The organism is Nocardiopsis trehalosi NBRC 14201 (assembly GCF_001552555.1).
In the GTDB taxonomy this organism is placed as follows: domain Bacteria; phylum Actinomycetota; class Actinomycetes; order Streptosporangiales; family Streptosporangiaceae; genus Nocardiopsis_B; species Nocardiopsis_B trehalosi.
In genome coordinates this window covers 1-23964 of the sequence record NZ_BCRK01000007.1, presented here as the reverse complement: position 1 = coordinate 23964, position 23964 = coordinate 1, and the positions used below count along the sequence as shown (strand labels likewise).

Below are 23964 nucleotides of genomic sequence, written 5' to 3'. Positions count from 1 at the left end.
GGCGGCCCGGGCGGCCCGCCTGGGGCGGGCCGCCGGTGCGGCTACTGGCCGAGCTGGCGCTCGATGGGGCGCAGCACCTGGGTGATGACCGTCCACTCGGGGTCGAGCCGGCTCTGGAGGGCGGCGCGCCCCTCGGACCAGGAGCGGACCGCCTCCTCCAGCTCGGGCAGCACCCCGGAGTCGGGGTCGAGGTAGAAGTGCAGCCGCCGCTGCCCGCCGACGGTCTGGTGGGCGAACAGCGCGCCGTCGTCGCCCAGCAGGTCGCGCAGGCGCTCGGTGAACGCCTCCAGCGCCGACGCCGAGGGCTCGGCGGGCAGCCGGTCGTCGTCGGCGTGGGTGTAGGGCAGGACCACGTGCACGTACAGGCTCAGCGCGGGGAAGTCGCGCCGGTGCAGCGGCCGGCGGACCGCGATCCGGATGGCGCCGCGCAGCGGCACCCGCCCCTGGAGGGTCACCCAGCCGCCGCCGAGCGCCCCGCCGAGCTGGTGCACCACCGCCGGGATGGAGGTGGGCGGCAGCGGGTCGAGCGGCTTCTCCACCAGCGGGGCGACCGCGCCGATCCAGCGCACGTAGTCGTCCTCGCCCAGGGCGAGCATCACGACATGCTCGGCCACGCCGGCGCGGGCGTCCTCGGGCAGGAACATGAAGTCGGGGTGGTAGACGCCGGCCTCGATCCGGCCCTGGCGCTGGTCGACCCGGAGCGCGACCGTGCAGTGCGCCAGGTCCAGCTCGTGGCCGTCCCAGGTGTAGGGGCGGCCCAGCCGGTCGTGGTCGGCGGGCACCGCGGGCCGGAACCGCCAGCCGGGCTCGTCGGGGGCGGCGCGCACCCACCGCTCGGCCAGGACCCGGGCGTCGTCGTCGCGGCCGGCGCTGAGGGTGAGCGTGTAGGCGGGGGAGCCGCCCAGCGAGGCCAGCGGGTCGTCCAGTTCCGCCATGCGCGCCATGAGCACGTCGGGGTCGTCGGATCCGTCGCCGAGGTCACCGAGGTCGTCGAGCGGCCCCGGGCCGGGCTCGGGGGCGGGCGCCACCTCCCACGTCAGCGCGGGGTGGATGCGGGTCACCCGCTCGGTGAGCCGGTCGGCGGCCGCGCCGGCGACGGGGGTCCCCGCGTCGACGGCGGCGGCCAGCGGCCCGCGGAGTTCGGGCCACGCGGCCCAGAACTCGTCCACGGCCACGGCGTACTCGGACTGCGGGGATCGACGGCGACGGAACAGAGCCATGCACCGATTTTCGCAGAGCGCGGCGGTGGCCGCGCCACCGGTGGCGGGGTGCGCGGCGGTCCTCGGCGGGTCGCCCGAGCGCATAGGCTGGGAGGGCTATGACCGCTCAGAGACTCCGTGTACTGGCCGCCATGTCGGGCGGCGTCGACTCCGCTGTGGCGGCCGCGCGCGCGGCCGAGGCCGGCCACGACGTGACCGGGGTGCACCTCGCCCTGTCCGCCAACCCGCGCTCCTACCGCACGGGCGCCCGCGGGTGCTGCACGGTCGAGGACTCCCGCGACGCCCGCCGCGCCGCGGACGTCATCGGCATCCCGTTCTACGTCTGGGACATGGCCGAGGAGTTCGACCGCGACGTGGTGCAGGACTTCGTCGCCGAGTACGCGGCGGGGCGCACCCCCAACCCGTGCCTGCGGTGCAACGAGAAGATCAAGTTCGCGGCGGTGCTCGACCGGGCGGTCGCGCTGGGCTTCGACGCGGTGTGCACCGGCCACCACGTCCGGCTGGTCGACGGCCGGCTGCGGCGCAGCGTCGACCTCGCCAAGGACCAGTCCTACGTGCTCGCGGTCCTGCGCCGCGACCAGCTCGACCACGCCATGTTCCCGCTGGGCGACTGCACCAAGGCCGAGGTCCGGGCCGAGGCCGAGCGCCGCGGCCTGGCGGTGGCCGACAAGCCCGACAGCCACGACATCTGCTTCATCGCCGACGGCGACACCTCCGGCTTCCTCTCCGGGCGCCTCGGCGCCACCCCCGGCCCCATCAAGGACGAGTCCGGCGCGGTGCTGGGCACGCACGACGGCGCGCACCGCTTCACGGTGGGCCAGCGCAAGGGGCTGAACCTCGGCGGGGCGCCCGACCGGCGCTACGTGCTGTCGATCGAGCCGGTCGACAACAGCGTCACCGTGGGGCCGCGGGAGTCGCTGCGGGTCGACGAGATCACCGCCGAGCGCCCGGTCTGGAGCGGCTGCGCCCCGCTGACCGAGCCCACCGCCTGCGCGGTGCAGCTCCGCGCGCACGGCGAGGTCCACCCGTGCCGCGCCTGGGAGCGCGACGGCGTGCTCACCCTCCGGCTCGACACCCCCGCCGCGGGCGTGGCGGCCGGCCAGGCGGCCGTGCTCTACGACGGCGACACCGTGCTGGGGTCGGCCACCATCTCCGCGACGGCGCGGCTGTCCGAGGGGGCCGCGGCGGGCTGAGGCCGCGCCGGTCCGCGTCGACACGCGCCGGCCCGGCCGGGCGGGTGTGGCGCGGCCGACCCGCTGGGCGGCCCACCTCCCCTGTCGCCGAAGTTAGGTTAGGCATAACATAGTTGCCGGACCGGGGAGCGGAGGGCGCGATGGAGTACGAGTTCCTGAGGGGGCAGCCCTTCTGGATCGTCTACGCCGTCCTCTTCGTGATCGTGCTGCTGCGCACCCAGGCCACGTACTGGATCGGCCGCGGGGTGGGCGCGGGTCTGCACCGCTCGCGGCTCGGCGCCCGGCTGGGCGACCGGCTGCGGCGCGCCGAACGGCTGATCAACCGGTTCGGCCCGCCGGTGGTCACGCTCTCCTACGCCACGGTGGGCATCCAGACCGCGGTGCACGCCGCCGCCGGCGCCATGCGCATGTCCTTCCCCCGCTACCTCGCCGCCATGCTCCCGGGCTGCGCCCTGTGGGCCGCCATCTACAGCCTCGGCGGGCTGGCGGTCGTCGCCGTCTGGTGGCGCCTGTTCCTGGAGTCGCCGGCCCTGGCGGCGGGCGCCGCGGCCGTCGTGCTCGCGGTCCTCGCGGCCGTCGCCGTGCTGCGCCGCCGCCGCGCCCGCTCCGCCCCCCGCGGCGACCGGGTCCCCTCAGCCTGACCCCGCCGCCCCCAGCGGCGCGAACAGCGGCGCCTGCCCGCGCCCCTCGGCGGACGCCCGCGCGGCCGCCGCGTCCCGCCCCTCGATGAACTCCCGGAAGTGCGGGCAGTCGGCCACGTCGGCGTGGTCGCAGTCGAGGGCGCGGGCGAGCAGGTCCCGTGCCGTGCGCGCGCGCTCGATCCGCGCGTCCAGTTCGGCCAGGTGCTCCGCCATGACCGCGCGCCGGGCCTCGGCGCAGTCGGCCGCCAGGACCGCCCGCAGCCGGTCCAGGCCGAACCCGGCCTCCTTGCCGCGCAGGATCACCGCCACGCGCACGGTGTCGTCGGCCGTGTAGCGGCGCCGGCCCCCGACGCGGCGCGGCGCCAGCAGGCCCACGGACTCCCAGTGCCGCAGCACGTGGGCGGCCACGCCGAACCGGGCGGCCACCTCGCCGATGGACAGGTCCCCGTCCGAAGTTGACTTCACGTCGACATTAAGCCGCAGGCTGTCCGCGACGGCAAGCCCCGGCGGCCCGCGCGGCCGCCGCCCGACCCGTGGAGGCCCCATGGCACCCGACACGTCCCACCCCGCCGACCCGACCGTGCCCCCGCTCGCGGCCCTGCTCGACATGGTCGACGCCCGCCCCGACACCGCGGCGCTGCGCGCCCGCGGCCACGACCTCCTCGCCGCCGGCCCCGGCGACCTCGTGGTCGACGCGGGCTGCGGCCCCGGCACGGCGGCCCGGGAGCTGACCGACCGCGGCGTCCGCGTGATCGGCGTCGACACCGACGAGGACATGCTGGCCGTCGCCCGTGCCCGCGCCCCCCGCGCCGAGTTCCGCGCCGGCGACGCCGCCCGCCTGCCCCTGCCCGACGGGACCGCGGCCGGCTACCGCGCCGAGCGCCTCCTGCACGCGCTGGCCGACCCGGCCGCCGCCGTCGCCGAGGCCCGCCGGGTCCTCGCGCCCGGCGGCACGGCCGTCCTCGTCGGGCAGGACTGGGACCTGACGGCGATGGACGCCGCCGACCGCGACCTGACGCTGCGCGTGCTGCGCGCCCACGCCGAGTCCACCGCGGCGCCGTGGGCGGCCCGCGCGTCCCGCCGGCTGCTGCTCGACGCCGGCTTCACGGACGTGCGGGTCGAGGCGCACAGCACCGTGTTCACCGAGCCGGAGCTGCTGCCGGTCGCCACGGGCGCGGCGGCGGCCGCCCGCGCCACCGGTGCGGTGACCGACGCGGAGGCCGCGGCGTGGACCGCCGAGCAGCAGGAGCGGGCGCGCACCGGCCGGTTCCTCACCGTGGTGACGTTCCTGCTCACCGTCGGCCGCGCGCCCGGCGGCGGGGGCAGCGGGGCGGCCGCGCGCGGCTGACCGGCGCGGGCGGGGCGGGCGGCCGCCGGGGGTGCTCTAACCTTGGGCCTCGTGACCGACGAGCACCCCTATCCCTGGCCAGCGACCGCCGCGACCGGCGTGGGGTCCTACCCGGGCGACGACCCCGACGAGGCCGTCCGCACCGTCCTGGGCGAACTCCCCGACCTGCCGCACCTGCCCGAACTTCCCGGCCGCGGCGCCGGCGCCGACATCATCGGCCGCACCGGCGCGCTCCTCCCCGAGTTCCCGATCGAGGTGCAGCCCTCGGGGTGGCGGGTCGTGCAGCGCCCCGGCCGCGACCTCACCCGCGCCGCCAGCCACCTCTCCTACGACCTGGAGGCCCTGGAGCGGCACGCGGGCGGCTACCGCGGACCGCTCAAGGTGCAGGTGGCGGGGCCGTGGACGCTGGCGGCCGGCATCGAGCTGCGGTCGGGCGAGCGGCTGCTCGCCGACCACGGCGCGGTCGCCGACCTGTGCGCCGCCCTGGTCGAGGGCGTCCGCGCGCACGTCGCCGACGTGCGCCGCCGCGTCCCGGGCGCCGACCTGCTGGTCCAGGTCGACGAGCCGTCGCTGCCCGCCGTGCTGACCGGCGGCATCCCCACCGCCAGCGGCTACTCCCGGCTGCGCGCCGTCGACCGGGTGACCGCCGAGGAGCGGCTGCGCGCCCTCTTCGGCGCGGTCACCGACGCCGGGGCGGTCCCGATGGCGCACTGCTGCGCCGCCGGGGTCCCCATCGACCTGCTGCGCCGGTCGGGGGCGCGCGCCATCGGCCTCGACGCGACCCTGCTGACCCGCGCCGCCGACGACCACATCGGGGTCGCGATCGAGGCCGGGGCCGGTCTTTTTACCGGTGTGGTGGCGAGTACCGGCGCGGTTTCGTCCGACCCGGCCGATACCGTCGGACCAGTACGTGAGCTGTGGAACCGTCTCGGGTTCGCGCCGGAGCTCGCCACGCGCGCGGTGGTCCTCACCCCCGCGTGCGGGCTGGCGGGCGCCTCCCCGGCGCACGCCCGCGCCGCCCTGGCCGCCTGCCGGGACGCGGCCCGGGTGCTGCGTGACGAGCCGCGGCGATGAGACGAAAGGACGTGCCCGGGTGAGCGCCGAAGAGTCGACCTCCGTCGATCCGGTCCCCGCGGAGGTGCGCGAACGCCACACCGAGCTGTGCCGCGAGATCGACGACCACAGCTACCGCTACTACATGCGGACCCCCGTGGTCTCCGACGCCGAGTACGACGCCCTCATGGCCGAGCTGCGCGCCATCGAGGACCGCCACCCCTCCCTGGCCACCCAGGACTCCCCGACCCAGAAGGTCGGCGCCCCCATCAGCACCGACTTCGCCGCGGTCGAGCACCTGGTGCGCATGCAGAGCCTCGACAACGCGTTCGACTCCGAGGAGCTGCGCGCGTGGGCGCACCGGGTCGAGAACGAGATAGCGGTGCACGCCTACCTGTGCGAGCTGAAGATCGACGGCCTCGCCGTCGACCTGGTGTACCGCGACGGCCGCCTGGAGCGCGCCGCCACCCGCGGCGACGGCCGGGTCGGCGAGGACATCACGTTCAACGTCCGCACGATCAAGGACATCCCCGAGCGGCTCGACGGCTCCACCCTGCCGGTCCCGCCGCTGCTGGAGGTCCGCGGCGAGGTGTTCCTGCCCGGCGAGGCGTTCGCCGCGCTCAACGCCCGCCTGGCCGACGACGGCAAGCCGCCGTTCGCCAACCCGCGCAACGCGGCCGCCGGGTCGCTGCGGCAGAAGGACCCCCGCGTCACCGCCACCCGCCCGCTGAGCATGCTCGTGCACGGCGTGGGCGCCTACGAGGGGGTCGCCTTCACCCACCAGTCGCACGCCTACGAGTCGCTGCGCGCCTGGGGGCTGCCGGTGAGCGACCGCTACCGCGTCGTCGCCACGCTGGACGAGGTCCAGGGCTACGTCGACCACTACGCCGAGCACCGGCACGATCCCGCCTACGAGATCGACGGCGTCGTCGTGAAGGTCGACGACATCTCGGTGCAGCGCCGGCTCGGCTCCACCAGCCGGGCGCCCCGCTGGGCGATCGCCTACAAGTACCCGCCCGAGGAGGTCACCACCCGGCTCCGCGACATCCGGGTCAACGTCGGGCGCACCGGCCGGGTCACCCCCTACGGCGTCATGGAGCCGGTGCGGGTGGCCGGCTCGGAGGTCGAGTACGCCACGCTGCACAACGCCCAGGAGGTCGCCCGCAAGGGCGTGCTCATCGGCGACACCGTCGTCCTGCGCAAGGCCGGCGACGTCATCCCCGAGATCGTCGGCCCCGTGGTCGACCGGCGCGACGGCACCGAGCGCGCCTTCGAGATGCCCACCACCTGCCCCGAGTGCGGTACCCCGCTCGGCGCGCAGAAGGAGGGCGACGTCGACCTGCGCTGCCCCAACAGCCGGTCGTGCCCCGCCCAGCTGCGCGAGCGCCTGTTCTACATCGCGGGCCGCAAGGCGCTCGACATCGAGGCGCTCGGCTACGTCGCCGCCACCGCCCTCACCCGGCCGCTGGAGCCGCAGGAGCCCCCGCTGCTGGACGAGGGCGACCTGTTCGACCTCACCGTCGAGCGCCTGCTGCCCATCCGCACCCACGTGCTCGACCCCGACACCGGGGAGCCCAAGACCGACCCCGAGACCGGCGACCCCAAGGTCGTCACCTTCTTCGCCAACCAGAAGGGCGAGCCCAAGAAGACCGTCGAGAAGCTGCTCGACGAGCTGGAGCAGGCCAAGAGCCGCCCGCTGTGGCGGGTGCTGGTGGCGCTGTCCATCCGGCACGTCGGCCCGCGCGCGGCCGAGGACCTCGCCCGGCACTTCCGCTCGCTCGACGCCATCGAGCAGGCGAGCGAGGAGGAGCTGGCGTCGGTCACCGGCGTCGGCCCCACGATCGCCCGCTCGATCCGCGAGTGGTTCGCCGTCGACTGGCACCGCGAGATCGTCCGCAAGTGGCGGGCGGCCGGGGTGCGCATGGCCGACGAAGGGGCCGCCGAGGCCGGCCCGCGCCCGCTGGAGGGGGTGACCGTGGTGGTCACCGGGTCGCTCACCGACTTCAGCCGCGACGACGCCGCCGAGGCCATCGCCGTCCGGGGCGGCCGGGTCTCCGGCTCGGTCTCCAAGAAGACCGGGTTCGTGGTGGTCGGCGAGAGCCCGGGCTCCAAGTACGACAAGGCGGTCAAGGCCGGGGTGCCCATCCTCGACGAGGCCGGGTTCAAGGTCCTGCTGGACAAAGGGCCGGAAGCGGCCACGGAGCTGCGGCTGACCCCGGAGGAGGACGCGTGACCAGCGGCGGGGCCCGGTCCACGGTGCCGGGCCCCGCCGCTGGTCAACCGCGCCCTCTGGCCTCTACGATGTGCGATCACTAGGCTACCTGTCGCAGTATTCTGGATCGAATCGGGCGATTCTCCCAGGCGACGGGCGCCTCACTTATAGTTCCCGTTCGGCGACACCCGGTGATGAAGCCACGTAAGCTGAATCGAGGGCCGGCCGGGCGCACCGCACACTCGCAGCCGAGCCGCGACGGTCATGGGGGTGACCGGAGCGGTGACCGTGAACGAAGATCTCGCGCGGAGCGGCACCGGGAGGGGGACGTCCCCGCCCGGTGCCGACTCCCATGAGCACCCCCTGAGGACGTCTATGTTGGATGCCACCAGCACCAGGGACCTGGGACCCCGGATCGGGACACCGCTGTGGCTCTACCTCGCCAGCACCACCGTGGCGGGCTGCGCGCTCCTCGGCGTGTCCGTCTACGTCTTCGGCGTCGGCCGGCTGGAGCAGCTGGCCCGCGAGCCGCTGGTCTGGGTCACCCTGTGCATGGTCATCCTCGGCGAACTCCGCCCCATCGCCACCCCCCACACCGGTTCCGAGGGCGGCGCCCCCACCTCGCTGCCGTTCTCCTTCGCGCTGCTCATCTCCTACGGCCTGCCGGTCGCCGGGGTGGTGCAGGCCGTCGCCACGGTCATCGCGGGCATCGCGCGCGGCCACGCGCCGCACCGCACCGCGTTCAACATCGCCCAGTACGTGCTCGCCTTCGGCGGCGCCGACTTCGTCCTGCGCGTGCTCACCCCCGGCCCCGTCCCGGTCCCGTGGGTGCCGCAGGGCCCCGAACTCCTCGTCGTCGCCCTCGCCACCGCCGCCTACTTCATCACCAACCTGGTGCTGGTCGAGTGCGCGATCGCCATGCACGAACGGGCGCCGCTGCACACCGTGCTCGGCAAGGACCTCGGCCAGCGGCTCTTCGTCAACGGGGTGCTGCTCAGCCTCGCCCCGCTCGTCGTGGTCGCCATGGCCCACTCCGTGTGGCTGGTCCCGCTGTTCTCGCTGCCCCTGGTCGCCCTCTACACCAGCGCCACCCTGTCGGTGAAGCGCGAGCACCAGGCCAACCACGACGAGCTCACCGGGCTGGCCAACCGAAAACTGCTCATCGTGCGCACCCAGGAGGCGCTGGCCGACGCCGAGCAGCGCAAGCAGCGCGTCGGCCTGCTGCTGCTCGACCTCGACCGGTTCAAGGAGGTCAACGACACCCTCGGCCATCCCACCGGCGACCGCCTCCTGCAGACCGTGGCGCGCCGGCTCACCCACAGCGTCCGCCCCGGCGACCTGGTGGCGCGCCTGGGCGGCGACGAGTTCGCGGTCCTGCTCCCGCAGGTGCGCGACGCCGCGTCGGCGCGCGAGGTCGCCACCCGGCTGCGGGTGTCGCTGGCCGAGCCCATGCGGCTCGACGGCATGGACTTCGACATCGAGGCCAGCGTCGGCATCGCGCTCTACCCCAACCACGCGCCCGACTTCGAACTCCTCATGCAGCGGGCCGACGTCGCCATGTACGTCGCCAAGGAGCGGCGCACCGGCGTCGAGCTGTACGCGCCGCACAAGGACCGCAACTCCACCGCCCGGCTCAGCCTGTTCGGCGAGCTGCGGCGGGCCCTGGTCGAGGGCGAGCTCGAGATGTTCTACCAGCCGAAGGTGAGCCTGGCCGACCGCCGCGCGGTGGGCCTGGAGGCGCTGGTGCGCTGGCGGCACCCGCAGCGGGGCGTGCTCCCGCCCGAGGAGTTCGTCCCCATGGTCGAGCAGTCCTACCTGATGCGCAGCTTCACCCACGAGGTCATGGAGCAGACCCTGCCGCGGATCGCCCACTGGCGGGCCGAGGGGTTCCACATCCCTGTGGCGATCAACCTCTCGGCGCGCGAACTCCTCGACCCCACCCTGCCCGACATCGTCGCCGCCGGGCTGCGCCGCCACGGCGTCAGCCCCGAGGGCCTGCGCCTGGAGATCAGCGAGCGCGTCATGGTGGCCGAGGCCGACGCCGTCACCCCCACCATCCTCGCCCTCGCCGACCTCGGGGTGTCGCTGTCCCTGGACGACTTCGGCACCGGCTACTTCACCCTCGCCCGGCTCAAGGGCCTGCCGGTCGAGGAGATCAAGATCGACGAGTCCTTCGTCCGCCGCAGCGTCGCCGACCCCGACGGCCGGGTCATCGTGGAGTCCGCGGTCGACCTCGTCGGCACGCTGGGCATGCGCGCCGTCGCCGAGGGCGTCGAGACCGAGGCCGTGGCCGAGGCCATGCGGGCCATGGGCTGCCACGCCGCGCAGGGCCGGTTCTTCGCCCCGCCGCTGGAGGCCGCCGAGGTCTCCGGCTGGCTGCTGCGCAACCTCGGGCGCGGCCGCCGCGCCGAGGAGCCCTCCGGCACCGTGTAGGCGGCGCCGTGTAGGCGGCGCTGGCGGCGGGCGCCGCCCCGCGTCCGACGACGCCCCGCACCGGGCGGCCATAGGATTGACGCGTCCGCATCCACCGAAGAAACGGTTTGTTGAACATGTCCGCCATCACCCGCGATGAGGTCGCCCACCTCGCCCGGCTGTCGCGGCTGGCGCTGCCCGAGGACGAGCTCGACCGGCTCGCCGCCCAGCTCGACGAGATCCTCTCGGCTGTGGCCAAGGTGCAGGAGGTCGCCCAGGGCGACATCCCGCCGACCTCGCACGCCCTGCCGCTGACCAACGTCCACCGCGCCGACGTCGCCCTGCCGGGGCTGAGCCCCGACGAGGCGCTGGCGGGCGCGCCCGCGGTCGAGGACCAGCGCTTCCGCGTGCCGCGCATCCTGGGGGAGGAGGAGTGACCGCCACCGACCTCATCCGCATGAGCGCGGCCGAACTCGGCGCCGCCATCAGCGCCGGCGACACCTCCTCCGTCGAGGCCACCACCGCCTACCTCGACCGCATCGCCGAGGTCGACCCCGAGGTGAACGCGTTCCTGCACGTCGACCGCGACACCGCGCTCGACCAGGCGCGGGCGGTCGACGCCCGCCGCGCCGACGGCGCCGAGCTGGGCCCCCTCGCGGGCGTCCCGGTCGCCCACAAGGACGTGTTCAGCACCAAGGACATGCCCACCACGGCCGCGTCGCGCATCCTCGAAGGGTGGCGGCCCCCCTACGACGCCACCGTCACCGCGCGGCTGCGCGAGGCCGGCCTGGTCATCCTCGGCAAGACCAACATGGACGAGTTCGCCATGGGCTCCTCCACCGAGAACTCCGCCTACGGCCCCACCCGCAACCCGTGGGACCTCTCCCGCATCCCCGGCGGGTCCTCCGGCGGCTCCTCGGCGGCCGTCGCCGCGTTCGAGGCGCCGCTGGCCACCGGCACCGACACCGGCGGGTCCATCCGCCAGCCGGCCGCGGTGTGCGGGCTCGTCGGCGCCAAGCCCACCTACGGCGGGTCGTCGCGCTACGGCCTGATCGCGTTCGCGTCGTCGCTCGACACCCCGGGTCCGTTCGCCCGCAACGTCCTCGACGCCGCCCTGCTGCACGAGGCGTTCTCCGGCCACGACCCGCGCGACTCCACCTCCGTCGACGCCCCGGTCCCGCCGGTGGTCGAGGCCGCCCGGCGCGCCGACGTCGCCGGCATGCGGGTCGGCGTCATCCGGGAGTTCGACGGCGCGGGCTTCCAGCCCGGTGTGCTGCGCCGCTTCCACGAGGCGGTGGAGCTGCTGGAGGCGCTGGGCGCCAAGGTGGTCGAGGTGTCGTGCCCGAGCTTCGACGCCGCGCTCGCCGCCTACTACCTCATCGCGCCCAGCGAGGCGTCGTCCAACCTGGCCCGGTTCGACGCCATGCGCTACGGCCTGCGGGTGGGCGACGACGGCACGCGCAGCGCCGAGGAGGTCATGGCGCTGACCCGCGCCGAGGGGTTCGGCCCCGAGGTCAAGCGGCGCATCATCCTGGGCACCTACGCCCTGTCGAGCGGCTACTACGACGCCTACTACGGGTCGGCGCAGCAGGTCCGCACGCTGATCAAGCGCGACTTCGACGCCGCGTTCGCCAACGTCGACGTGCTGGTCTCGCCCACGACGCCCACCACGGCGTTCCCCATCGGCGAGCGCACCGACGACCCCATGGCGATGTACCTCGCCGACCTGTGCACCATCCCGACCAACCTGGCGGGGAGCGCCGCGCTGTCGGTGCCGTGCGGGCTGGCGCCCGAGGACGGCCTGCCGGTGGGGCTGCAGATCCTCGCCCCGGCGCTGGCCGACGACCGCGCCTACCGGGTGGGCGCGGCCGTCGAGGCGGCGCTCGCCGACCGCGACGGCGGGCCCCTGCTGGCGCGCAGCCCCATGGCGGTGTGACCGGCGGCCGGCCCGGCCCCCGCGGGGACCGGGCCGGCCGACCGCGCGGGCCCCGGACATGACGACGCCCGCCGCAGCAGCGCTGCGGCGGGCGTCGCCGTTCCCCCGCTCAGGCGGGGGTCCGGCGGGTACTACCCGTCGATGGAGTCGCCGTTGGCACCCCGCCGCTTGCGGCTCAGGTACATGGCGGCGGCACCGGCACCGACGGCGGCGACACCGGCGGCGACGAGCCCGCCGATGGCGGCACCCGTCAGCGGCAGGTCCTCGTCGTCATCGGGGGTCGGCCGGTCGTCCGGGGTCTCGCTCGGGCTGGGCGAGGGGGTCTCGCTCGGCGTCGGGCTGGGCGAGGGGGACTCGCTCGGCGGCGTGCTCGGGCTCGGGGACGGCGAGGGCTGGGTGCCCTCGGTCCAGGAGACCGACGCGGCGGCGCTGACCTCGGCCTCGCCGCTCTCGGCGGTGATGAGGGTCTGGGTCGGCTTGTCCTCGGTGCCCTTGAACAGGCGGCCGGCGTGCACCTCGGCGGAGACCGAGGCCGACACCGACGCCTCGCCCGGCGCGGCGTCGGCGGGGACCTCGAAGCCGAGCTTGTCGCCGCTGGAGGCCTCGGTGACCGGCTCGCCGGTCTCCAGGTCCACCAGCTCGACGCCGTCGGGGGCGTCGACGTTCAGCGGCACGGACGCGGCGCTGGTCTCGATCGTGAACTCGCCGATGGTGCTGCCGGCGGTGCCCTCGGCGGTGGCCGGGGTGATCGAGAGCGACGCGTCGGGCTCGCTGGTCTGCGGGAGGTCCTGCGCGTTCTCGATCAGGTAGTCGTAGACCGCCTTGACCTTCGCGTTGTTGTCGTCCAGCAGGTTGACGCCGTTGCTGAAGTGCCAGATGGCGGCCTGGGTGGCGGCCATGGCCTGCCGGTCGTTCAGGCCGTCGACACCGGCGGCCGCCGCGAGGTCGGCGGCGCTCAGCGTCGGGTAGCTGTTCTGCAGGATCCAGTGGACCTTGGCGGGCTCGGTGAAGGCGCCCTTGCCCGGGTAGTTCGCCCAGGCGTCCTCCTGGTACGCCGCGTTCTTGCGGATGTCGGTCTCGAAGTCGATGCAGTAGGTCTGCAGGACCGTGCCGTCTTCGAGCTTGAGGTTGAACAGCGACGTGCTGACCTCGCCCTGGTCGGTCTTGACCGAGGGGCCGTTGAGGGCGTTGTCCGTGTAGGTGCCCTTGGCGCCGTCGGCGAACGCCGGACCGGCGGTGAAGCCGAACGCCAGGGCGGCCGCGGTGGAGGCGGCGGCGACGGCGAGGACGCGCCGACCGCGGCGCGAGTGGGGGAGTCGTGTGTCGATCAAATTGTGTCCCGGTGATGTTAGGGGAACCGGACAATGCCGTTCCGTCACGTCGGACGGGTGCGGCTGTGGCCGTCCGGTGTGGTCATCCGCGAACGCGCGGTGTGTTCCACGAGGTCCGGTGCGGTTTCGGCCAATGAGGTGATTCGGACGCCAGGGGGCGTGATGCGTTGATCGCCGTGTCGCGGTAGCGGGGGCCGCGACGGCGTGGGGTCAACTACCGCACCGCCAGATACTAGCGACCCGATTCCGGGCTTCCAACCGGCTTCAGCGAATTGACACTGAATAGTTCGTCACTGTCGGTTTTCCGGGCGCCCCTGCGGGCATCACTGCCCTTCTGGCCTTGGTGCCCTGTCGGGCTCCGCCGAATTCCGGTCGGACTCTATTACGGACCGCTCCGGCGCCCTTCCGCAGGGCCGACCGAACGGCGGCCACCCCCGGTGACGTGCCCCGGCGCCTCAGCGCCGCCGGCGCCCGGCGTACATCGCCGCGGCGCCGACCGCCAGGAGCCCCGCCCCGATGGCCAGCAGACCGCCCGCCCAGGTGCCGGTGAACGCGAGCCCGCCCTCGGGGCGGCGGCCGTCGGTGCCCGCGGCGGCGCTCGGCGTCGCCGCGGGCTCTGGTCGGGCCGACGGCGACTCCGTCGGCGCGGCGGGGGAGGGGGACGGCGCCTCGGCGGCGGGCGGCGGTGAGGGCGCGGCGGCGCTCCAGTCGACCGTCACCGCGACCGTCGCCTCGGCGACGGCGGAGCCGGCCGTCACCAGTGGCCGGGTCTGCACACCGTCGCGGCCGGTGAACAGCAGACCGGGCGCCACCGCGGCGTCCTCGGCGCTGGCGTAGACGGTGGCCACCCCCTCGGGCACGGAGGGGTCGACGCGCAGCTCGAACTCCGCCCCGTCGGCGACCCGGGTGACCTCCGCGCCCTCCGCGTCGGTCAGCCGCACCCCCGGGGCGCCCCGCACCGACACCGCCACCGGGCCGGCCGCGGTGGTGCGCACGGTCAGCGGACCGATGGGGTCGGCCGGGTCGGCGCCCTCGACGCGCTCGGGGGTGACCGACAGCGTCGGCGGGGCGGTGGCGGCGCCGTGGACGACCGCGCCGGCCACGAGGTGGTCGTAGAGGGCACGGACCTCGGGCGCGTTGCCGCCGCCCGCGGCGGCCAGGTCGGTGCCGTCGGTGTAGTGCCAGACGGCGGCCTGGGTGCCGGCGATCGCCGCCTCCTCGGTCAGGCCGGGCACCCCGCTCTCGGCGCGCAGCCGGTCCAGGTCGAGCCGCGGATAGGAGTTGCGCACGATCCAGGTGAGCGGACCCGGGTCGGGGGTCGGTGCGGCCGGCGCGGTCCAGGCGGTCTCGTCGTAGGCGGCGCCGACGTCGACGCCGTCACCGAGGGCCGCGCCGTAGGCGGGTACCGACGCCGCGCCGTCGACGAGCAGGCGGTACAGGGCGGTCTCGGCGGACACGCCGTCGGCCAGGCGCACGGGGGCGCCCGCGACGGGGGCGGGGTCGACCCGGATGACGCCCTCGGCGGCGGAGGCCGGGACGGCGCCCGCGCCGATGGCGGCCGCGGCGCACAGCACCGCGGCGCAGCGCCGCAGAAGACGGGGCATGGGCGGACGCACTCCAGGCGGAGAAGGAATGGGGGATGGGGCCGCGGACGTGCGGCCGGTTCTCCAGGGTAACCGCGCGGTGCCGCAGCGCCTCGAAGGTGCGCCCGAGCGACGTCGAATCGTGTGCGTGCTGTGACCTGGTGCGCGCACCGGGCCGGGATGGCCCGCGTCACGGCGGGCCCGGCGCGGGTTCGTGCCCGCCCCGGCCCCGGCATCGGTAGGCTTGCGGAGGTGCCCCCGGAGTCGGTGCGGCACGGATCCTGGTGGGCGCCCCCGGCGGCGAGGCAGAGCGCGGCGGGGGCTTCGGACACGGAAACGGGTTGTGCGGCGATGGTTGGCGCGGTAACGAGGAACCCTGCCACGGACGGGACCCCCGCTCCGGTGGCCTTCGACGACGCCATGCGCCGGTACGCGCCGGTGCTCGGGCTGGAGACCCACGTCGAGCTCGGTACGGCCTCGAAGATGTTCTGCTCCTGCGCCACCGTGTTCGGCGCCGCCCCCAACACCCAGGTGTGCCCGGTGTGCCTGGCCCTGCCCGGCGCGCTGCCGGTGGTCAACGGCACCGCCGTCGAGAGCGCCGTGCGGCTCGGGCTGGCGCTCAACTGCTCGATCGCTGAATGGTGCAGGTTCGCCCGGAAGAACTACTTCTATCCGGACATGCCGAAGAACTACCAGATCTCCCAGTACGACGAGCCGCTGTGCAGCGACGGCCACCTCGACGTCACCGTCGACACCCCCGACGGCCCCCGCGAGTTCCGGGTCGAGATCGAGCGCGTCCACATGGAGGAGGACACCGGCAAGACCGCCCACGTGGGCGGCGCCACCGGCCGCATCCACGGCGCGGAGTACTCGATCGTCGACTACAACCGGGCCGGCATCCCGCTGCTGGAGATCGTCACCCGGCCCATCGAGCACACCGGCGACCTCGCCCCGCTCGTGGCCCGCGCCTACGTGAGCGAGCTGCGCGACCTCGTCCGCTCCCTCGGCATCTCCGACGTGCGCATGGAGGAGGGCTCGCTGCGCTGCGACGTCAACGTCTCGCTGATGCCCGTCGGCGCCACCGAGTGGGGCACCCGCAGCGAGACCAAGAACGTCAACTCGCTGCGCTCCGTCGAGCGCGCGGTGCGCTCCGAGATCGAGCGCCAGGCCGGCGTCCTCGACGCCGGGCAGCGGGTCGTGCAGGAGACCCGCCACTTCCAGGAGAACACCGGCGGCACGGTCGCGGGCCGGAGCAAGGAGGAGGCGCAGGACTACCGCTACTTCCCCGACCCCGACCTCGTGCCCGTCGCGCCCGACCCCGCCTGGGTCGAGGAGCTGCGCGCCGGCCTGCCCGAGCTGCCCGCCGCCCTGCGCGCCCGCGTCAAGGCCGAGTGGTCGCTGACCGACGAGGAGCTGCGCGACCTCGTCAACGCCGACGCCATCGCCCTGGTCTCCGCCACCGTCGACGCCGGCGCGCCGCCGGCCGACGCCCGCAAGTGGTGGCTGAACGAGCTGTCGCGCCGGGCCACCGAGAACGAGGTCGAACTCGCCGCCCTGCCCATCACCCCCGCCCAGGTGGCGCGGGTCGCGGCGCTGGTCGCCGAGGGCACGCTCACCAACAAGCTCGCCCGCCAGGTGGTCGAGGGGGTGCTCAACGGCGAGGGCGACCCCGACCAGGTGGTCGAGGCCCGCGGCCTCAAGGTCGTCAGCGACGACTCCGCCCTCGGCGCCGCCGTCGACCGCGCCATCGCCGACAACCCCGACGTCGCCGAGAAGATCCGCGGCGGCAAGGTCGCCGCGGCCGGGGCGCTCGTCGGCGCGGTGATGAAGGCCACCCGCGGCCAGGCCGACGCGGGCCGCGCCCGGCAGATGATCCTGGAGCGGCTGGGAGCCGCGTGACCGGGGGTCCGACCCCCGCCGGTCACAGCGGGTGAGCGTATCGTCACCATGTCTCCGCTGCATCTCTACCTGCGCGTGACCTTGGCGAAATAGCCTGTTCGGGCGGGGCCCCGGACGGCTCCGGCGCCCCGGTCCGGGGCGGGCGGCCCACCGGCGCACCGCGCGCGGACCGGCCCGTCGGCCCGGACCGCGCCCGGCCGTCCGCTCCGCCGCCGCCCCGACGACGAGGCGGCCCCGGGCCACCGGGGTGCGCCGGCGCACAGCGGGCCCGCCCACCACGGGCCCCGCGCGCAGGAGGAGGTGCACGTCGAAGGCCACAGCCCACCCGACCGCCCGGCACCCGGCCCCGGCGCCGCGGCACCGCCGCCGCGCCTCCGTCCGCGCCGCGCGGTCCCGCCCCGCCCCGGCCGCCGGCACGCGCCCGTGCCCGCGCCGGGAGCCCACCCCGGAAGGAGGCGGGTGCCGCCATCCCGGTTCCAGCGCCGAGGCGGCCGCACCCCACACGAGATGAACACGGCCGTCGTCGCGGTGGCACGCCCCCGCCGCTCCGCCTCCACCCCATCGAGCGGAGGCCGGCGATGAAGCCCGGATCCCGGCTCTGGCCCGCGGCCATCGTGGTCGTGACCCTGCTCTACGCCCTGGGCACGCTCGTCGGCTCCGGGGGGATGTCCCTGACCACCCGGCTCGGGAGCTGGCCGACCGCCCTCGCGGCCGGCGCGGCCGCCGTGTCGCTGCTCTACTCCGCCCGGCGGCGCGCGGCCACCTCCGCCGACGGCGAGGCCAACGCCGACGGCGCCGACGGCGCCGCCGCCCTGCGCTTCCTCGGCTTCGCCGCCCTGGCGTGGTGCGCCGGCGCGGTCACCTACGCGGTCACCGGGCTGCTGAGCACCAACGCGGCGGTGTCGCTGACCTTCGGCGACCTGTTCATGCTGTTCGCGCTGCCGCTGTTCGTCCTGGGGTTCGTCCGGTTCGCGCCGCTGCCGCGCGGGGTCCGCACGGCCATGCGGCACTTCACCGACAGCTACGTGTGCGCGGCCGCGGTGTTCTCGGTGGTGTGGCTGCTGCTGTTCGCCCCGCTCTACAGCGACCTCGGCGAGGGCGCGGGCTTCCTCGCGTTCGCGCTGGTCTACCCGGTGGCCGACATCGCGGTGCTCTGCCTGCTGGGGCCGCTGGTGTTCACCTCGCCGCACAGCACGCGGCGCGCGGTGCTGCTGGCCATGGGGGCGTTCGTCATCATCTGCGGCGCCGACCTGATCGGCGCCGTCAGCCGGCTGACCGGGGTGGCGCTGGCGGGGGGCATCGAGTACCCGGTGCGGTTCCTGGGGTTCGCGCTGCTGGGCAGCCTGCCGTGGCTGATCCGCGACCGCGCGGGGGCGCCGCCGCGGCGGATCACCGGGCGCGGCCTGTACCGCTTCGCGCCGGAGATCGCGGCGTCCGGGGCGCTCGCCGTGGCCGCCGTGGTGCTGACCATCGGCGGGCTGCGGCTCGACGGGGTCGCGCCGGTGCTGCCGCTGGCCGCGGGCTCGGCGGTCCTGGTGCTGCTGGTGCGGGTGAGCGGGCTGCTGGAGGAGAACGCCACCCTGACCCGCATGGTCTCGACGCGTGAGCGGCACTTCCACGAGCTGGCGCGCAACAGCGGCGACGTCATCCTCATCCTCGACTACGACGGCCGGATCTTCTACGTCAGCCCGGGCGCGGCCGAGGCGTTCGGGTACCGCCTCGACGACATCCTGGCCGAACCGGTGACCGCCATCGTGCACCCCGAGGACCTGCCGCAGGTCGGCGCCGCCATGGCGGCGTTCCAGGGGGGCGCGGGCGAGGGCATCCACCTGCGGGTCCGGGTGCGCTCCGGCGACGGCACCTGGCGGCACACCGAGTCCACCGCGTCGCTCTACGAGCAGCCCGGCGAGCCCGACCGGCTGCTGGTGACCACCCGCGACATCAGCGCCCAGGTGGCGCTGGAGGACCAGGTCAACCACCTGACCTTCCACGACGGCATCACCGGCCTGCCCAACCGCGCCTACCTGGAGGAGCGCGGCCGCGAGGTGCTGGCCCGCCGCGAGCGGTCCGAGGGGGCGCCCACCGGCGAGGTCGCGGCGATCTTCCTGGACCTCGACGGCTTCACCGCGGTCAACGACTCCGCCGGGCACACCTTCGGCGACTACCTGCTCGCCCAGGCCGCGCGGCGGCTGCGCGCCACCACCGACTCCGGGGTCACCCTCGCCCGGTGGGGCGGCGACGAGTTCGCCGTCCTCATCGAGGAGGGGGCGCACGCCCAGCAGGTGGTCGACCTCGCCGAGCGGCTGGCCCGGGTGATCAGCGCCGAGCCGTTCCAGGTGGCCGACCGCGAGGTCGTGCTGACCGCCAGCGCCGGCGTGGCGTTCGCCGAGCACGGCATGGACAGCGGGGAGCTGCTGCGCAACGCCGACATGGCCCTGGCCCGCGCCAAGGAGCAGGGCGGCGGCGGGCGGCTGGAGATCTACGCCGCCGACATGCACGCCCGGGTGGTGGGCCGGCTGGAGCTGCAGACCCGGTTGCGCCAGGCGCTCGCCAACGGCGACTTCGTCCTGGAGTACCAGCCGGTGGTCGACCTGGAGAGCTCGCAGGTGACGGCGGTCGAGGCGCTGGTGCGCTGGCGGCGCGACGGCGAGCTGGTGATGCCCGAGGCGTTCATCGGCCCGGCCGAGGAGTCCGGGCTGATCGCCCCGCTGGGCGAGTGGATCCTGCGCGAGGCGTGCGCCAAGGTCGCGGTCTGGCGGGCCTCGGAGTGGGACATCGCGCTGTCGGTGAACCTGTCGGTCAAGCAGATCCTGCAGCCGGGGTTCGTCGCGACGGTGGCGGGCGTGCTGGCCGAGAGCGGGCTGCCGGCGGGCGTGCTCACCGTCGAGGTCGACGAGGAGGTGCTGCTGGAGAACCCGGGCGAGGCGGTCGAGCGCCTCGCGGAGCTGCGCCGCCTGGGGGTCCGGCTGGCCATCGACGACTTCGGCATGGGCTACGCGTCGCTGGCGCACCTGCGCCAGTTGCGGGTCGACGCCATCAAGATCGACCCCTCGTTCATCGGCGACCTGGGCTCCGACGGCACGGTGACCCTGCTCACCCACACCATCATCCGGCTCGGCCAGGACCTCGGCATGCAGGTGATCGCCGAGGGCATCGAGCGCCCCGAGCAACTGGAGCAGCTGCGCACCATGGGCTGCGGGTACGGCCAGGGCTACCTGGTGGCCCGGCCCATGGTGGCGGGCGGCGTCGAGGCGCTGGTCGGCGGCGAGGCCGGCCTCCCGCTGTAGCGGCCGGCCTCCGGGGCGCGCCGCCCCGGAGGCCGGTCCGGTGGGCGGGTGCCGGCCGTGTGACGGGGCGTCGACGGCGCGTTGACGGAGTATTACGTCCCGATTCGTGAGCTGGGACGCACTCGTATGCTGAGCGTCACATCTCACACAATGAGACAAAGCGGTGATTCGGTTGACGGGGCGGCGCTCCCTCGGCCATGGTTGACAACGTGCAGAGCAACTTCCTGATTCTCGTACTTGGTCGGCGCGCAGCCCGCTGATCGAGTCATCCGCTGCGCGCTCCCCTCAACCGCATTCCGGCGGTGGGGGGTTTTTTGTTGCCAGACACACCCGACGACGAGCCCTCTCCGAAGGATCTTGGACATGACCGAGCAGATGACCGGAGCCCAGTCGCTCATCAGGTCACTGGAGCACGCCGGTGTCGACGTGGTTTTCGGGATTCCCGGCGGGGCCATCCTCCCCGCCTACGACCCCCTCTACGACTCCGCCGCGGTGCGCCACATCCTCATGCGCCACGAGCAGGGGGCCGGCCACGCGGCCGAGGGCTACGCCTACGCCACCGGCCGCCCGGGCGTGTGCATGGCCACCAGCGGCCCCGGTGCCACCAACCTGGTGACCCCACTCGCCGACGCCCACATGGACTCCGTGCCCATGGTCGCCATCACCGGCCAGGTCGCGACCCCCGCCATCGGGACCGACGCGTTCCAGGAAGCGGACATCTGCGGCATCACCATGCCGATCACCAAGCACAACTTCCTGGTGCGCGAGGCCGCCGACATCCCCCGCACCATCGCCGAGGCCTTCCACATCGCCTCCACCGGCCGCCCCGGCCCGGTGCTCGTCGACATCGCCAAGGACGCCCTCCAGACCTCCACCGCGTTCTCCTGGCCGACGCGGCTCGACCTGCCCGGCTACCGCCCGGTCACCAAGCCGCACGGCAAGCAGGTGCGCGAGGCGGCGCGGATGATCGCCGAGGCCCGCCGGCCCGTCCTCTACGTCGGCGGCGGCGTCCTGCGCGCCGGGGCCGCCCGCGAACTGCGGGTCCTGGCCGAACTGGCCGGCCTGCCGGTCGTCACCACCCTCATGGCGCGCGGCGTCTTCCCCGACGGCCACCCCCAGCACGTCGGCATGCCGGGCATGCACGGCGGGGTCGCCGCCGTCGGCGCCCTGCAGAAGGCCGACCTCATCGTCGCCCTGGGCGCCCGGTTCGACGACCGGGTCACCGGCCGGCTCGACACCTTCGCGCCCGGCGCCAAGATCGTGCACGCCGACATCGACCCGGCCGAGATCTCCAAGAACCGGCACGCCGACGTCCCCATCGTCGGCGACTGCCGCGAGGTCATCGCCGACCTGGTCGTCGCGGTCCGCAACGACCAGGAGGCCGGCCGGCAGGGCGACTACGCCGCCTGGTGGCACCAGCTCGACCGGCTGCGCGAGACCTACCCCCTGGGCTACGAGGACGCCGACGACGGCAGCCTGTCGCCGCAGCGCGTCATCCAGCGCCTCGGGCAGGTCGTCGGTCCCGAGGCCACCTACGTCGCGGGCGTCGGCCAGCACCAGATGTGGGCCGCCCAGTTCATCGACTACGAGCGCCCCGGCGCCTTCGTCAACTCCGGCGGCCTGGGCACCATGGGCTTCTCCGTGCCCGCCGCGCTCGGCGCCAAGGTCGGCGACCCCGGCCGCGCGGTCTGGTCGATCGACGGCGACGGCTGCTTCCAGATGACCAACCAGGAGCTCGCCACCTGCGCCATCGAGGGCATCCCCATCAAGGTCGCCGTCGTCAACAACGGCAACCTGGGCATGGTCCGCCAGTGGCAGACCCTCTACTACGAGGGCCGCTACTCCAACACCGACCTGCAGACCGCCCCCCGCGACGAGAAGGTCCGCATCCCGGACTTCGTCCGGCTGGCCGAGGCCTACGGCTGCGTCGGCCTGCGCTGCGAGCGCGCCGAGGACATCGACGCCACCATCGAGAAGGCCATGGCCGTCGACGACGCGCCCGTGGTCGTCGACTTCGCGGTCAACCACGACGCGATGGTGTGGCCCATGGTCGGCCCCGGCATCAGCAACGACAACATCCAGTACGCGCGCGACATGGCGCCGGACTGGGACGACGAGGACTAAGACGGCGTCTTCGCAGAAAGGCAGCGACCCCAGATGAGCCAGCACACGCTCTCCGTCCTCGTGGAAGACACCCCGGGTATCCTCGCCCGGGCGTCCGCGCTGTTCTCCCGCCGCGGATTCAACATCAACTCCCTCAGTGTCAGCACGACCGAATACGAGGGCCTGTCCCGCATGACGATCGTGGTCAACTGCGACCGCCACCCCTTGGAGCAGGTGACCAAGCAGCTCAACAAGCTGGTCAACGTCATCAAGATCGTCGAGATGGACAACGACGCCTCGGTGCGCAGGGAACTCCTGCTCGCCAAGGTCAAGGCCGACGCCGGCAGCCGCGCGCACGTCATCCAGACGGCGGAGCTGTTCCGGGCGCACGTCGTCGACGTCGGCCCCGACGTCGTCGTCATCGAGGCCACCGGGAAACCCGAGAAGCTCGACGCGCTGATCCGCAACCTCGAACCGTTCGGGATCAAGGAACTGGTCAAGTCCGGTCTGGTGGCCCTGGGCCGCGGGCCGCGGTCGATCACCGACCGCTCGCTGCGCTCGATCGAGCGCAGCGCCTGACCGGACGCGGACGGCCGGACCGGGGCGGCGCTCGGCGGGTCCGGCCACCGCAACCTCTACCGATCCACCGAAAATCCAAGGAGTAAGCCGAAGTGGCAGCAGAGATGTACTACGACGACAACGCCGACCTGAGCATCATCCAGGGACGCAAGGTCGCCGTGATCGGGTACGGCAGCCAGGGGCACGCGCACGCCCTGTCGCTGCGCGACTCCGGCGTGGACGTGCGCGTGGGCCTCGCCGAGGGCTCCGCCAGCCGGGAGAAGGCGGCCGAGGCCGGACTGCGGGTCACCACCCCGGCGCAGGCGGCCCAGGAGGCCGACCTCATCATGATCCTGGTCCCCGACCACATCCACCGGGACCTCTACGCCACCGAGATCGCCCCGCACCTCAACGACGGCGACGCCCTCTTCTTCGGGCACGGCTTCAGCATCCGCTACGGCCTGATCGAGCCGCCGGCCGGCGTCGACGTCGCCATGGTCGCCCCCAAGGGCCCGGGCCACCTCGTCCGCCGCCAGTTCGAGGAGGGGCGCGGCGTGCCCGTCCTCGTCGCCGTCGAGCAGGACCCGTCCGGCGGCGCCTGGGAGCTGGCGCTGTCCTACGCCAAGGGCATCGGCGGCACCCGCGCCGGCGCGCTGAAGACCACCTTCACCGAGGAGACCGAGACCGACCTGTTCGGCGAGCAGGCGGTCCTCTGCGGCGGCCTGTCCGAGCTGATCAAGGCCGGGTTCAGCACCCTCACCGAGGCCGGCTACCAGCCCGAGGTCGCCTACTTCGAGTGCCTGCACGAGGTCAAGCTGATCGTCGACCTCATGTACGAGGGCGGCATCTCGAAGATGAACTGGTCGGTCTCCGACAACGCCGAGTACGGCGGCTACACCCGCGGCCCGCGCGTCGTGACCGAGCAGACCCGCGAGGAGATGCGGCGCATCCTCGGCGAGATCAAGGACGGCAGCTACGCGCGCGAGCTCGTCGCCGAGTTCGACGCCGGCCGGCCCAACTTCCTCAAGCGGCGCGAGGCGGAGCAGAACGAGCCGATCGAGAAGGTGGGCGCCGAGCTGCGCCCGCTCATGAGCTGGCTGAAGGGCTAGTCCCGACGGGAGCGCGCCGCGGGACCCCGCGGTTCCGGGCGGGAAGGGGCGCGGGCGGTGGCCCCGCCCCTTCCCGCCC

General features: G+C 74.4%; 17 protein-coding genes. 13 read left to right on the top strand and 4 right to left on the bottom strand.

Translation table 11 applies throughout. The features are described 5' to 3' along the window. Positions 1-41 precede the first annotated feature (41 nt). Positions 42-1220 (bottom strand): DUF695 domain-containing protein, encoded by a 1179-nt coding sequence (locus tag NT8_RS02400; RefSeq protein ID WP_067963815.1) that lies wholly within the window; start codon positions 1218-1220, stop codon positions 42-44. A 98-nt stretch (positions 1221-1318) separates the two neighbouring features. Between NT8_RS02400 and mnmA the strand changes: the two genes are divergently transcribed. Both mnmA and NT8_RS02390 read left to right on the top strand, forming a co-directional pair. Next, positions 1319-2413, top strand: a complete 1095-nt coding sequence (gene mnmA, locus NT8_RS02395; RefSeq protein WP_281203370.1) for a tRNA 2-thiouridine(34) synthase MnmA — start codon at positions 1319-1321, stop codon at positions 2411-2413. Positions 2414-2553: 140 nt separating this feature from the next. Then, on the top strand, positions 2554-3054 hold the full coding sequence (locus NT8_RS02390; protein WP_067963736.1) for a DedA family protein: 501 nt from the start codon (positions 2554-2556) through the stop codon (positions 3052-3054). On the opposite strand, the gene NT8_RS02385 is transcribed toward NT8_RS02390, so the two are convergent. Continuing rightward, positions 3046-3519, bottom strand: coding sequence for a MerR family transcriptional regulator (locus NT8_RS02385; protein WP_245646000.1), 474 nt, complete (start codon positions 3517-3519; stop codon positions 3046-3048). The genes NT8_RS02390 and NT8_RS02385 overlap by 9 nt on opposite strands. Positions 3520-3598: 79 nt before the next feature. Between NT8_RS02385 and NT8_RS02380 the strand changes: the two genes are divergently transcribed. From NT8_RS02380 to gatA, 6 genes are all read left to right on the top strand, one after another. Next, complete coding sequence (locus NT8_RS02380) at positions 3599-4402, top strand: methyltransferase domain-containing protein (protein ID WP_067963733.1); 804 nt, start codon at positions 3599-3601, stop codon at positions 4400-4402. Positions 4403-4453: 51 nt separating this feature from the next. Beyond that, the gene (locus NT8_RS02375) at positions 4454-5476 is read left to right on the top strand and encodes a methionine synthase (protein ID WP_067963813.1); all 1023 of its coding nucleotides are present in this window, start codon (positions 4454-4456) and stop codon (positions 5474-5476) included. Positions 5477-5495: 19 nt separating this feature from the next. Beyond that, the gene (gene ligA, locus NT8_RS02370) at positions 5496-7688 is read left to right on the top strand and encodes an NAD-dependent DNA ligase LigA (protein ID WP_067963731.1); all 2193 of its coding nucleotides are present in this window, start codon (positions 5496-5498) and stop codon (positions 7686-7688) included. A gap of 354 nt (positions 7689-8042) precedes the next feature. Next, positions 8043-10100, top strand: a complete 2058-nt coding sequence (locus NT8_RS02365) for a putative bifunctional diguanylate cyclase/phosphodiesterase (protein ID WP_067963728.1) — start codon at positions 8043-8045, stop codon at positions 10098-10100. A gap of 116 nt (positions 10101-10216) precedes the next feature. Further along, positions 10217-10516 (top strand): Asp-tRNA(Asn)/Glu-tRNA(Gln) amidotransferase subunit GatC, encoded by a 300-nt coding sequence (gene gatC, locus NT8_RS02360; protein ID WP_067963725.1) that lies wholly within the window; start codon positions 10217-10219, stop codon positions 10514-10516. Between the two features lie 20 nt (positions 10517-10536). Beyond that, positions 10537-12015 (top strand): Asp-tRNA(Asn)/Glu-tRNA(Gln) amidotransferase subunit GatA, encoded by a 1479-nt coding sequence (gene gatA / locus NT8_RS02355; RefSeq protein WP_067963811.1) that lies wholly within the window; start codon positions 10537-10539, stop codon positions 12013-12015. Positions 12016-12146: 131 nt separating this feature from the next. Here gatA and NT8_RS02350 read toward each other — a convergent pair whose 3' ends face one another. After that, positions 12147-13346, bottom strand: a complete 1200-nt coding sequence (locus NT8_RS02350) for a thioester domain-containing protein (RefSeq protein WP_067963722.1) — start codon at positions 13344-13346, stop codon at positions 12147-12149. A gap of 455 nt (positions 13347-13801) precedes the next feature. Further along, positions 13802-14950, bottom strand: a complete 1149-nt coding sequence (locus NT8_RS02345) for a thioester domain-containing protein (RefSeq protein ID WP_067963717.1) — start codon at positions 14948-14950, stop codon at positions 13802-13804. Positions 14951-15280: 330 nt separating this feature from the next. Here NT8_RS02345 and gatB point away from each other — a divergent pair, with 330 nt between their 5' ends. From gatB to ilvC, 5 genes are all read left to right on the top strand, one after another. Continuing rightward, the gene (gatB, locus tag NT8_RS02340) at positions 15281-16828 is read left to right on the top strand and encodes an Asp-tRNA(Asn)/Glu-tRNA(Gln) amidotransferase subunit GatB (protein ID WP_067963714.1); all 1548 of its coding nucleotides are present in this window, start codon (positions 15281-15283) and stop codon (positions 16826-16828) included. Positions 16829-17406: 578 nt separating this feature from the next. Beyond that, positions 17407-20115 carry a putative bifunctional diguanylate cyclase/phosphodiesterase gene (locus NT8_RS02335; RefSeq protein WP_067963712.1) on the top strand — a complete coding sequence of 903 codons (2709 nt, stop codon included), beginning with the start codon at positions 17407-17409 and terminating at the stop codon, positions 20113-20115. Between the two features lie 357 nt (positions 20116-20472). After that, a complete protein-coding gene (locus NT8_RS02330) occupies positions 20473-22239 on the top strand; it encodes an acetolactate synthase large subunit (RefSeq protein WP_281203369.1) in 1767 nt (588 codons plus the stop codon). A 33-nt stretch (positions 22240-22272) separates the two neighbouring features. Then, positions 22273-22797 carry an acetolactate synthase small subunit gene (gene ilvN, locus NT8_RS02325; protein WP_067963708.1) on the top strand — a complete coding sequence of 175 codons (525 nt, stop codon included), beginning with the start codon at positions 22273-22275 and terminating at the stop codon, positions 22795-22797. 92 nt (positions 22798-22889) lie between these two features. After that, positions 22890-23885 carry a ketol-acid reductoisomerase gene (gene ilvC / locus NT8_RS02320; RefSeq protein ID WP_174549508.1) on the top strand — a complete coding sequence of 332 codons (996 nt, stop codon included), beginning with the start codon at positions 22890-22892 and terminating at the stop codon, positions 23883-23885. The last annotated feature ends 79 nt before the right edge of the window (positions 23886-23964 follow it).

What these genes read in the sequence shown, in the direction of transcription:
- NT8_RS02345 (WP_067963717.1), bottom strand. Translation starts at nt 14,950, where the DNA reads ATGCCCCGTCTTCTGCGGCGCTGCGCCGCGGTGCTGTGCGCCGCGGCC.
- gatA (WP_067963811.1), top strand. Translation starts at nt 10,537, where the DNA reads ATGAGCGCGGCCGAACTCGGCGCCGCCATCAGCGCCGGCGACACCTCC.
- NT8_RS02365 (WP_067963728.1), top strand. Translation starts at nt 8,043, where the DNA reads ATGTTGGATGCCACCAGCACCAGGGACCTGGGACCCCGGATCGGGACA.
- mnmA (WP_281203370.1), top strand. Translation starts at nt 1,319, where the DNA reads ATGACCGCTCAGAGACTCCGTGTACTGGCCGCCATGTCGGGCGGCGTC.
- ilvN (WP_067963708.1), top strand. Translation starts at nt 22,273, where the DNA reads ATGAGCCAGCACACGCTCTCCGTCCTCGTGGAAGACACCCCGGGTATC.
- NT8_RS02380 (WP_067963733.1), top strand. Translation starts at nt 3,599, where the DNA reads ATGGCACCCGACACGTCCCACCCCGCCGACCCGACCGTGCCCCCGCTC.
- NT8_RS02335 (WP_067963712.1), top strand. Translation starts at nt 17,407, where the DNA reads ATGAAGCCCGGATCCCGGCTCTGGCCCGCGGCCATCGTGGTCGTGACC.
- NT8_RS02390 (WP_067963736.1), top strand. Translation starts at nt 2,554, where the DNA reads ATGGAGTACGAGTTCCTGAGGGGGCAGCCCTTCTGGATCGTCTACGCC.
- NT8_RS02400 (WP_067963815.1), bottom strand. Translation starts at nt 1,220, where the DNA reads ATGGCTCTGTTCCGTCGCCGTCGATCCCCGCAGTCCGAGTACGCCGTG.
- gatB (WP_067963714.1), top strand. Translation starts at nt 15,281, where the DNA reads ATGGTTGGCGCGGTAACGAGGAACCCTGCCACGGACGGGACCCCCGCT.
- gatC (WP_067963725.1), top strand. Translation starts at nt 10,217, where the DNA reads ATGTCCGCCATCACCCGCGATGAGGTCGCCCACCTCGCCCGGCTGTCG.